This is a genomic window from Rheinheimera sp. (assembly GCF_020217005.1).
In the GTDB taxonomy this organism is placed as follows: domain Bacteria; phylum Pseudomonadota; class Gammaproteobacteria; order Enterobacterales; family Alteromonadaceae; genus Pararheinheimera.
The window spans coordinates 1-10,000 of the sequence record NZ_JAIWOI010000155.1 but is presented as its reverse complement, the minus strand read 5'-3'; the positions used below and the strand labels follow the sequence as shown (position 1 = coordinate 10,000).

Genomic DNA, 10,000 nt, shown 5'->3' with positions numbered 1-10,000 from the left:
AATACAACGCCTAAAGGTACTGTGGGCAAAAACATGATGATAGAACGGCTTGAGTGATTTGGGTCGTCAATAGTGGCAGCAAAACCTGCCATAAAGCTATTGATTAACAACAAACCTAAGCTGACAAAAAGTAAGGCACTGGCCAAATCTAAACTGGTGATAGGCAATACAAACATACCTTTGCCTTTGGCCAGCGAAACAGCCTGGATCATCAGGTATAAAAACAAGCCTGTCGTGACCATACTTTTTAAACAAAACAGTGAGATGCCCAGAATTTTACCTTCGATCCACTGCTTGGCGCTGATCAATGTTAGCAACTGTTCTGTGACACGCTGCTGCTTTTCCGTGGTTATCGCGGTAAACATAAAACCAAAACCTGAAAACACGCCAATACCCATCAGGATCAATAAACCGCCACTGACCATCTGTTGCTCTTTGTTTTGTTTAGCTGAATCTTTGTTCAGGAATATCAGCTTAGTTTCGGGCAGGCTATCGATAATCTTTTTTTGCTCAGGGTTTAAAGGTAGTAGACTGATGCGTTGTTTTTGTAGCCAGTTTTGTAGTTCTGGTCTTATTTTTTCCTGCCAACTGGCACTGGATTGAGCTGTCATCACCAGTGTATTGTCTTGCACCTGAACCACTAAATCCCAGACTTCTCCTAGTCCGGCGAGTGCGGTTTGAGTTGAATCGGCTGGGATTGGGCTGATGCTAAAACCGCTGATTGCAGGCGCTGTGATTGGACCGACTAATGCAACCTTGTAGTCATTGTCCAGCCAGGTTTTTAGCAGAGGCCAGGCGCTCATAACTATTAAAGACAGTAGCATCAGACCTATGCTGATCAGTTCCTGTTTCCATTTGAAATAACGTTGGAACTCAAATAGTGCTATGGTCCAAAGAGTCATGTTGCATCTCCTTCTGTGAGTATTGACGACTCTATTGTGTTTTGCTGATTGTGCTTTTGTACTGCAGTGAGGTACAGCTGATGCAGGCTGGGTTGAATTCGGCTGAAGTCAGCCAGTTCAGCCAGGCTGGACAGTTGGTGCAAGAGCTGGCCGACACTAAAGCTTTGTTGTAAAGTTAACTGCATTTTGTCTGAGGCTGAACTGTTTAGCTCTGCCACAGCACTTAATTGCTGCAGTTGTTGTCTATCGACCTGCTGTTCAAAGCGCACTTCAAACCATTGTTTAGGATCCAACTGCTGGCTAACCTCCGCCAGGCTCCCCTGCGCAACCAGTTGCCCTTTGTTGAGCAGCAGCATTTGATCGGCCAAACGTTCAATCAGCGCCATCTGATGGGCGCTTAGGATCACTGTTGTACCACTTTGCTTTAGTTCGGTCAGAATGGACAGCACATGTTCCTGATTCACCGGATCTAACCCAGAAAAGGGTTCATCTAAAATCAGCAAATCAGGTTTATGCAGTACACAGCTAATCAGCTGAACTTTTTGCTGGTTGCCTTTTGATAGTTTGTTGAGGTTGTCGTCCATTTTTTCCAGCAGATCCAGTCTGGTGCACCATACGTTAAGTCCTTGTGCTATATCCGCCGCATTCATGCCACGTAACTTAGCAATGTAAGTCAGGTTTTGCCGTACCGTTTTATCCTGATACAAGCCTCTGTCTTCCGGCAGATAACCGTAACAACGCTGAGGTAAGCTGTTCAGTTCCTCTCCTTTGTATTCGATGCGGATCTGGCCGGCATCGGGCCGGGTCAGGCCAACTAACATCCTGATAAGAGAAGATTTTCCTGCACCATTAGGGCCAAGCAACGCAAAAATCTGGCCTGATTTCACCTCAAAACTGATGCGATCGACCGCTTTTACTGTGCTGTAACTTTTCTCTATCTGATTTGCAGCAATCCTGAGCATAATCTTCCTTTGCATACGTTGGCTAAATACAAAGGCTCAAGCATATCAATGCTGTAGAGTTAACAACAAGGTTAAATTGTGACAATTTTTTAACGTTGCAGCTGGATAGTAATTGTCAGCGCTTTGTCATCTGTTTAGATTACACTGGCAAGCGCCAGTCATGCAGCGGGAGCAGAATATGAGGGTAAACAAAGCGCTAACCATACTATTGCTGCCAGGTTTGGATGGTACAGGGACTTTATATCAGCAATTGGCCGAACAACTGACACCAGATTTCCAGCTTCAGGTGATAGCTTATCCTTTGGATCAGCTTTGGGGGTACAGTGAATTGCTGGATTTTATCCGGCCCCAGCTACCGCAAAGCCCTTATGTAGTGCTGGCAGAGTCTTTTTCCGGACCTCTGGGTATCATGTTGGCAGCGGAACAACCTATGCATCTTAAGGCTTTGGTGCTTTGCTGCACTTTTGGTCGCAACCCTTTACCTGCGATAAAAGGATTAGCCAACGCTGTGGATAAATTGCCGTGGAATGAGTTTGTACATCATTGGACTGCTTTGTGGTTGCAGGGGCGTTTCGCCAGTGTTCATTTATCTGCGTTGCTGGAAAAAGCTCTAACTATGGTGCCGGAGCGAGTGATTAAACACAGAGCAAAACAGGTGTTGCAGGTAGATGTACTGGACAAGTTTCATAACTTAACCTTGCCACTTCTATACCTGCAGGCCAGACAAGACCGTCTTATTTGGGCTTTTAATGCCACTACATTAATGCAGTACAACCCTGGTATGAAGTTAGTCCGGCTCGATGCGCCACATTTTTTATTGCAAGCCATACCAGCATTGGCTGCCCGGGAGTTAAAGCAGTTTGTCACCGAACATATTCAGTCTGATCCAACGAGTGCAAATCCCGAGTTCGCCTGTTAATCTGAGGGCGATTTTTACCACTAAAGATAGTGCCGTTGCTCATTTTCTCAGTACTGATACTTCACTTGATTAGATCGCAGGACCAGAAATAGTTTCGGCAAGCGGCTTGAGCCGTGTCATGAAAATAGCCAGCAAACCCGGCTTCAGAGGCTATCAAGCAATGAGGCAGGCATCCAATACCTATTGTTGTTATTATCTGACAATAGTCATTCGATGTCTAAGTGCTGCTGGCAGCCTCTGCAAGTCGAAATCTGAGTTTCTACGCCGACTGGTTTTTATCGCCCTGGGCCGTCAGTAAAAACAAAATTTTATCCATATTGAGTTTTTCATAAGGCATTAAACGCTCAGGTTTGCCTTCACGTTTAATGGAGAGATGGTCTGACGTAAAGGCCAATACCGCGGCAGAGGTTTTAATTGTATTGCCTTCAACCTTGTACTGGCAGTGCGCCAGATCTAAAAAAGCTAAAATACGGCTACGGATAGATGTCATCATGGTTTGAGCTCCGGTTTAGCGCTTTTTAATAATGATCCCTGGTGTGTACTACTTCTCTCACTCCGGGAGGAGTTCTCATGCAATGGCTCTGACCAATAAGGTTTTACTTTGTTCCGTATAAAAAGCAAATAGTTGCAAAAATTTGATAAATACCGCATTGACCAAAGTCGAATACAGTTTTAACTGGTTGCACTGGTTTTAGTGTTTGCCTGAAGGCTTAGATTTTCTTTGCTGATACATAGGTGCTATTTTAGCAGTTAAGGAACCAATTGGCCGGAGCAGAGTCAAGCTGACTATGGAAGTTTTGGGCACACAGTGTTAATAAGGAACCTCGTCAGGTGAAACAACAGTATTGGATTGGATTAGTGAGTATAGCTGTGTTATTGGTCGGTTGTTCATCAACCCCATACAAGCGCTCCGACGCACCAGCAGTATTTCGTGCTTGTGTGCACAAAGATTTGAGTAAGCAATTTAGTTACCGTAAAGGCCGTCCTATGCAAATTGAACAAGTGGTCATGATGCAGCGCATGGCCTCAGAAAAGTCCATGCGAAGACCATCCCGTCAGTCGAACGCAGAACGTTATGATAAAGAACCCGGAGAGGGGCCTTTATACGATGAACTCGCCGAGTTAATGCAGGTAAAGCAATTTTGCAAAGAGGGTTATTTTGAACTCGACAGTAGTTTTGAGCATGGCTACGAGCGCATTATAGGCGAATGTAATGACAGCGCCACTGAGCAGGATATGGAAAAACTGCCTTTGTGTGGACCAGCTGATCGTTTGTGATAAAAAAGCCCTGACAGACCCAGCATAAAACACAGGCAGAGCTACACAGCTGCGTAGCCTGTCTGTGACTGCATTTCTTGCCGAGTTACAGTATCTTCTGCTGTTGAGTCAAGCAGGATCACTCTGCCCAACGAGCACAGATCTGAGCTCTCACCCTATCTGACCTTTTTGCTTTGAGTTCAGTGCCAGCGGAAGCAAACAGCGTTATTTTTGCTATATTCGCGCATAAAATCTATTTATATGATAAAAATGATACAATTTTGAATTGGTATCTGCTATAAATGATAAAAATGGCAATTGGGTGGTGGGCTATGAATTTCAACAGTATCAGGGTAAAAAGCAGTATTCCGACAATCTTGATGGCTATGACAGTAGTGGTGGTCATTACACTATTTAGCTATCTGAACCTGTTACAACAACGTGCTTTAAAAATTGAAGCAGAAAATTTCCTGCCCGCTGTGTCTACAGTATTGAATGCGGACAGGGATTTGTATCAGGCGCAATTAGCGTTAGCCGATTTCAGTGTCAGTGAGAATGCAGAGCAAACTGCGGCAAGGCAGGATTTTGATGAAAATGCCGCGCAGGTTAAACAACGTTTTGCCGAATATCTGGCTTATTTATCAGGCTACCCAGCGACAGTAGAAAAATTTAATGACTTTGAGGCGAACTACAAGACCTGGTTATCAAGCGCTCAGGTCTTACTGGCCGCTCAGGACGGGCGCAGCCAACTGAGTGAATTAAAGTCAGATGAACAGAGTAAATTTGCCGACCTGCGGAAAATACTCAACCTTGCCGGTGAGGTGGCTCTGGAGCTATCTGAATCAGAGCAGAGCTTGTTGCATGAAAAAATCCGGTTTTTCAATACATTTACTTATAGCTTTGCTTTGGTATTACTGCTGATATCCGGCTGGTTTAGCTACAAAAATCCAAAAGTGTTAACCGAACAAATTAACGCTTTGACACAGCGATTATCTGAGATTGCAAGTGGTGATGGAGACTTAACAGCCCGGCTGGAAATCAGCAGCAAAGATGAATTTGCTGATTTAGCTCGTCAGTTTAATCATTTCATTGCCAATCAGTGCAGTATGATAGCCGCACTCTTACAACAGGCCAGTCAGTTAAGCCAGCTGACGACTCAGTTGTCGGACTCGGCAGAAAAAACCAATACTATTACTTCTTCATTGAATACAGCGTCTGATTCTATTGTCAGTGCTGTACACGAAATGACATTAGCCAATAAAGAAATGGCTCAGGTAGCGACAGAAACTGCTGGTGAATCTGACCAGGCCCGCAAAAGTGCCGCTTTAGGTTTGGAAGTGGTAAATAAAGTGACGGATAGTATGGGCAGGCTGACGGCTGATGTAGACGCAGCTTTAGGTTTCTCCGCCGATCTGGAAAAAAGCTCTGGTACTATCAGTTCAGTGTTAGACGTGATCCGCAGTATTGCTGAGCAAACCAACTTACTGGCATTAAATGCTGCTATTGAAGCTGCAAGGGCAGGAGAGCAAGGCCGTGGTTTTGCTGTAGTGGCTGATGAAGTAAGGACTCTGGCGTCACGCACGCAACAAAGCACTAACCATATTCAGGAGATCATCGCACAGTTACAAAGTAGGGTAACTGAGTCAACTCAGGCTATAAACAGTGGCAAGCAGAATGCAGACTTAACTGTAGCTAATTTCGCTCAGGCTGAGCAGGTGTTTCGTTTAATTATGCAATCCTCAGTGCAGGTCAATGATATGGCTATCCGTACTGCCGCTGCGACGGAACAGCAGGCTGTGGTGTCTGAAGACATCACCAAAAACTTATACGCCTTGCATGATCAGGCTAGTGCCGCAGGCGACGTCGCCAAACAGAACAATAAATTGTCAGAAGATATCCGCCAGTTATCCAATGTGCTTTTTGGTTTGGTTGGTAAGTTTAAAATCAGTTAGAAGCTGACAGTTATACCAGTTGAAGGTAAAAAGCCATCCATCAAGGATGGCTTTTTTGTAGACTAGTGTTCGTTGGTTATGCACTGTACTCTAGAGAATTGTTTGGTTTGTGAATTCAATAGGGACTGTTATGCAGTTATCTGATGTAGTCATTCTGGCAGGAAAGCGAACTGCTATTGGCAGTTTTGGTGGTGCTTTATCATCCTTAAGCCCTGCCGAGCTCGGTACTGCAGCTGCCAGATCTGCGATCAGCCAAAGTGGTGTCCTGGCTGAGCAGATCGATCATGCTGTTTTTGGTCATATTATTACCACAAGCCCTGCAGATGCCTATCTGGCAAGACACATAGCGCTTAATGCTGGTTTACCTGTTAATAGCGCAGCTTTTAACGTCAACAGGTTATGCGGTTCAGCTGTTCAGGCCGTCATTTCTGCCACTCAGATGATTCAGTTGGGCCATAGTCAGATTGCTTTAGCTGGCGGTGCAGAAAGCATGAGCAATGGGGCTTTTCTAGTGAATAACATTCGGCGTGGGTTGAGGCTGGGACATAGCGGTTTAACAGATTTAACCTTAGGCATTTTGTCGGATCCCTTTGGTTCAGGCCATATGGGCATCACCGCAGAGACAATAGCTGACCTTTATGGTTTTAGCCGAAGCGCATTGGATCAGTTTGCGGCTGAAAGTCATAGCCGCGCAGCTTATGCCAGACAACAAGGCTATTTTTCCAGCCAGATTGCTGCTGTTACTGTGCCTTCCGGCACAAAAGAGCTGCAGATTATAGAAGACGAGCCTATCAGGCCCGATACAACAACAGAAACCTTAAGCACGCTCAAGGCTGCCTTTAAAAAAGACGGGCTGATCACGGCTGGCAATGCTTCGGGTTTAAGCGATGGAGCAGCTGCATTGGTATTAACCAGTCAGACTGAAGCTAATCGCCTTGGTGTGACGCCGCAAGCACGCATTGCTGGGTACAGTTTTGCTGGTGTTGAACCGGCTTTGATGGGATTAGGGCCAATACCAGCGGTACAGAAATTACTGGCACAGACCGGCATATTGCTAAGTGATATTGATGTGATTGAGTCCAATGAAGCTTTCGCTTCACAAGCAATGGCTGTCAGCCAAACTTTAGGTTTTGACCCTGCTAAAATGAACCCTAATGGTGGTGCCATAGCGCTTGGGCATCCGGTTGGGGCTACGGGCGCTATACTCATTATCAAAGCCTTGGCTGAGTTGCAGCGCATAAAGGGCCGTTATGGCCTGATCACTATGTGTATAGGTGGAGGTCAGGGTATAGCTCTGATGATTGAACGGCTGAATCTATGATTCGACTTGTTCAAGTAGCAGCTGAGCTGCAAATTGCGGGCTAACGATGTTTTATGCAGCGTGCAGCGAAATGGCTGTCTGAGTTGCGACAAGGTGGTAACCCGTGCCGGACAGACTCTTAAGCATAAACAACAGTGTGAGCTGGAAAGCACCTGATTGATACTGCGCAATAACGCGACTGATGGTCCAAATCTTAAATGGTCGCTTTAGAGAAGTTCAGGTCCTTTGTGCTGCTTGCAGCGCATTGAACCTGAACTCCAGGGAAGGGGTCAGAACTGATACTTCAGGCCGACAGCGAAGCGTGTCGTCTTGATATCCTCTGCTGCATTACTGGCCGTTTGCACTTCCGGTTTCATGTAATCAGCGCTGATAATTAATTTGATCTGTTCTGTCAGACGGTAAGCTGCTAACACACCTGCAGTTGGCGTAGTGCCTGAGTCCTTTTCGATCGATAAAAAGCCATCCATAAACTCAGGTACCACAGCCGTCATTTTCGAATCCACATGCATCAAACCCAGGCGGCCCCCAAAAGACCAGCCGTACAGTATAGGATCGGTCAGATACTGTGCTGCTAATCCCATGCTTTTGGTCTCAAGGTCTCTGAAAAAATCAAAGGCTACACCGTCTGCTATTAGCAAACCGGGCGCCATTTGTGCTTTGCCAAAATCTGTGTAGCTCAGATTAAGTGACCAATTTGTGCTTAGCTGATAACCCAAAGTCAGGGCGGCAGAAGTGTCATGGTCGGAAAATCTGTCGCCTTTTTGTTTCGCAGAACCTAAATCAACAGTCAGAGCCAAAGCATCTGGATTTGCGACTGCCAATGGAGATCCAACAACTAATGGTATCAATACCATCAAAACCTGCTTGTATTTCATCAAAGTCCTTATTTTATGAGTAGTGTTATGCTGATGGTGAGTTACTTCGCAACTCCAAAGCTGTTGCGGCCTGTCCAAGGCTGAGGGACGGGATAGAGTCCCCATGGCAAGGTGGTTTAGCTACAACTTCGCATGCATTGTAAATCAAATGTGACTTATATGTATATTTTTGTGGTTTGGAGTTTGTAAACAAATGTGTATACGGCTGTTGGAGTTTGCTCGTAATTTACATTTTATGTGGCCTGAGTTTTCTTTTTACTCTTGTTCAATAAGAAATGATTCAAATCATCAGCTTCTGTTGATCCTTATCAGCTTTTCATTGTGTTAAACGCACTAGACTAAACTTCTTTTTTCAGATTAAAGGATTTTTATGCGTTGCCAATCTGCCGAACAGGCGCTTTCGTTGATTCAAGATGGAGAGACTATCTGGTGTCACTCCATGGCTGCCACTCCTTACACTATGCTCAACGCACTGGCGCGGGTTGCTTTAGACAAAAAAGATCTGACATTAATCAGCTTACACACTGAACACAGTGAAGCTTTATGCAACGCTGAGTTACGGGGGCATCTGCGCCAGCGGGTGTTTTTTGTCGGGCGTCCAACCAGACCTGCGGTGAATTGTGCTCAGGCCGATTATGTGCCTGCGTTTTTGTCAGAAATTCCCAAATTATTCCGCAGTAGAGAGCAACCACTGGATACCGCCATTATTCAGGTGTCGCCACCGGATAAACACGGCCTCTGTAGTTTAGGGGTCTCAGTGGAGGCAACCAGAGCGGCCATGCAGTCCGCAAGAAAAATCATAGCGCAGATAAATCCGCATATGCCTCGCACCCATGGTGATTCCTTTGTGCATCTGACTGATTTTGCCGCTTATGTTGAACTTGAGAGTCAAATTCCTCTGCATTTACCTGCTGTGGTCGATCCTGTCACAGCTCAAATAGGTCGCCATGTCGCCAGTCTGGTCAGAGATGGCGATTGTTTACAAATGGGCATAGGCGCTATTCCTGATGCGACTTTAGCTTGCCTGGGTGATCGGCAGAATTTAGGTATTCATACAGAGATGTTTTCCGATGGCGTATTGCCGCTGCTGGAAAAAGGCGTGTTCACGAATCGGAATAAGAAAAAACATCCGGGTAAAATTGTCACCACTTTTGCTATGGGCAGCCAGGCTTTGTATGACTTTGTTGATGACAATCCGGAAGTGGTATTTCTGGACGTGGCCTATACCAATGATACGGCAGTGATCAGGCAAAACCCTCAGGTGATGGCGATTAATAGCGCCTTACAAGTGGATTTATCCGGTCAGGTGTGCGCTGATTCGCTGGGTACCCGCATTTATTCCGGGGTTGGTGGACAAATGGACTTCGTCCGCGGCGCAGCGTTGTCAGAAGGTGGCCGTTCAGTGATAGCGTTGCCTGCTACTGCAGCAGGCGGCACAGTATCCCGTATCAGCTCTTTGCTTGCACCAGGTGCTGGAGTGGTAACAACCCGTGCCCATGTGCATTATGTGGTCACTGAATATGGTGTGGCGAACTTAAGAGCCCGCAGTTTAGCGGAGCGGGCTAAGGCACTGATTGAGATCGCAGCACCACAATTTCGTGAGCAATTAGCACGAGAAGCCCATCAGGATTGGGGATTATCTCTCTAAATCCAGCGATGCAAAGGCTCTGAATGGTCAGAGCCTTTGCATTCTACTTGGCTTGATGACCCAAACCCTGATGTATAGCGTTTAGAAGCTGGCCGTTATCGCCGCCTAATTCCCAGGCAAAAACTCCTCCCAACTGATGCTGCAGTACGTAGTTCGCTTTGGCT

Annotated in this window: 9 protein-coding genes; 5 read left to right on the top strand and 4 right to left on the bottom strand. The window is 45.9% G+C overall.

Annotated elements, in window-relative coordinates:
• Both LDL40_RS07595 and LDL40_RS07590 read right to left on the bottom strand, forming a co-directional pair.
• Positions 1-902, bottom strand: a 902-nt coding sequence (locus LDL40_RS07595) for an ABC transporter permease (protein ID WP_300994656.1), incomplete at its 3' end; no start/stop codon positions are given.
• Positions 899-1,864, bottom strand: a complete 966-nt coding sequence (locus LDL40_RS07590) for an ABC transporter ATP-binding protein (RefSeq protein WP_300994654.1) — start codon at positions 1,862-1,864, stop codon at positions 899-901. The genes LDL40_RS07590 and LDL40_RS07595, both read right to left, overlap by 4 nt.
• Before the next feature lie 178 nt (positions 1,865-2,042).
• Between LDL40_RS07590 and LDL40_RS07585 the strand changes: the two genes are divergently transcribed.
• A complete protein-coding gene (locus tag LDL40_RS07585; protein WP_300994653.1) occupies positions 2,043-2,783 on the top strand; it encodes an alpha/beta fold hydrolase in 741 nt (246 codons plus the stop codon).
• A gap of 259 nt (positions 2,784-3,042) precedes the next feature.
• Here the strand turns inward: LDL40_RS07585 and LDL40_RS07580 are convergent, their stop codons facing one another.
• Positions 3,043-3,276, bottom strand: coding sequence for a hypothetical protein (locus LDL40_RS07580; RefSeq protein ID WP_300994652.1), 234 nt, complete (start codon positions 3,274-3,276; stop codon positions 3,043-3,045).
• A gap of 338 nt (positions 3,277-3,614) precedes the next feature.
• Between LDL40_RS07580 and LDL40_RS07575 the strand changes: the two genes are divergently transcribed.
• From LDL40_RS07575 to LDL40_RS07565, 3 genes are all read left to right on the top strand, one after another.
• Entirely contained in the window at positions 3,615-4,061 is a 447-nt protein-coding gene (locus LDL40_RS07575; RefSeq protein WP_300994651.1) for a hypothetical protein, read from the top strand.
• A gap of 311 nt (positions 4,062-4,372) precedes the next feature.
• On the top strand, positions 4,373-5,992 hold the full coding sequence (locus LDL40_RS07570) for a methyl-accepting chemotaxis protein (protein ID WP_300994650.1): 1,620 nt from the start codon (positions 4,373-4,375) through the stop codon (positions 5,990-5,992).
• A gap of 130 nt (positions 5,993-6,122) precedes the next feature.
• The gene (locus LDL40_RS07565; RefSeq protein WP_300994649.1) at positions 6,123-7,313 is read left to right on the top strand and encodes an acetyl-CoA C-acyltransferase; all 1,191 of its coding nucleotides are present in this window, start codon (positions 6,123-6,125) and stop codon (positions 7,311-7,313) included.
• A gap of 269 nt (positions 7,314-7,582) precedes the next feature.
• On the opposite strand, the gene LDL40_RS07560 is transcribed toward LDL40_RS07565, so the two are convergent.
• Positions 7,583-8,167 (bottom strand): outer membrane beta-barrel protein, encoded by a 585-nt coding sequence (locus LDL40_RS07560; RefSeq protein ID WP_300994647.1) that lies wholly within the window; start codon positions 8,165-8,167, stop codon positions 7,583-7,585.
• A 391-nt stretch (positions 8,168-8,558) separates the two neighbouring features.
• Between LDL40_RS07560 and LDL40_RS07555 the strand changes: the two genes are divergently transcribed.
• A complete protein-coding gene (locus LDL40_RS07555; protein WP_300994645.1) occupies positions 8,559-9,836 on the top strand; it encodes an acetyl-CoA hydrolase/transferase family protein in 1,278 nt (425 codons plus the stop codon).
• Positions 9,837-10,000 lie beyond the last annotated feature (164 nt).

Excerpts from the sequence above, each read along its gene's own strand:
- LDL40_RS07590 (WP_300994654.1), bottom strand. The coding sequence starts at position 1,864 with ATGCTCAGGATTGCTGCAAATCAGATAGAGAAAAGTTACAGCACAGTA.
- LDL40_RS07585 (WP_300994653.1), top strand. The coding sequence starts at position 2,043 with ATGAGGGTAAACAAAGCGCTAACCATACTATTGCTGCCAGGTTTGGAT.
- LDL40_RS07580 (WP_300994652.1), bottom strand. The coding sequence starts at position 3,276 with ATGATGACATCTATCCGTAGCCGTATTTTAGCTTTTTTAGATCTGGCG.
- LDL40_RS07570 (WP_300994650.1), top strand. The coding sequence starts at position 4,373 with ATGAATTTCAACAGTATCAGGGTAAAAAGCAGTATTCCGACAATCTTG.
- LDL40_RS07565 (WP_300994649.1), top strand. The coding sequence starts at position 6,123 with ATGCAGTTATCTGATGTAGTCATTCTGGCAGGAAAGCGAACTGCTATT.
- LDL40_RS07560 (WP_300994647.1), bottom strand. The coding sequence starts at position 8,167 with ATGGTATTGATACCATTAGTTGTTGGATCTCCATTGGCAGTCGCAAAT.
- LDL40_RS07555 (WP_300994645.1), top strand. The coding sequence starts at position 8,559 with ATGCGTTGCCAATCTGCCGAACAGGCGCTTTCGTTGATTCAAGATGGA.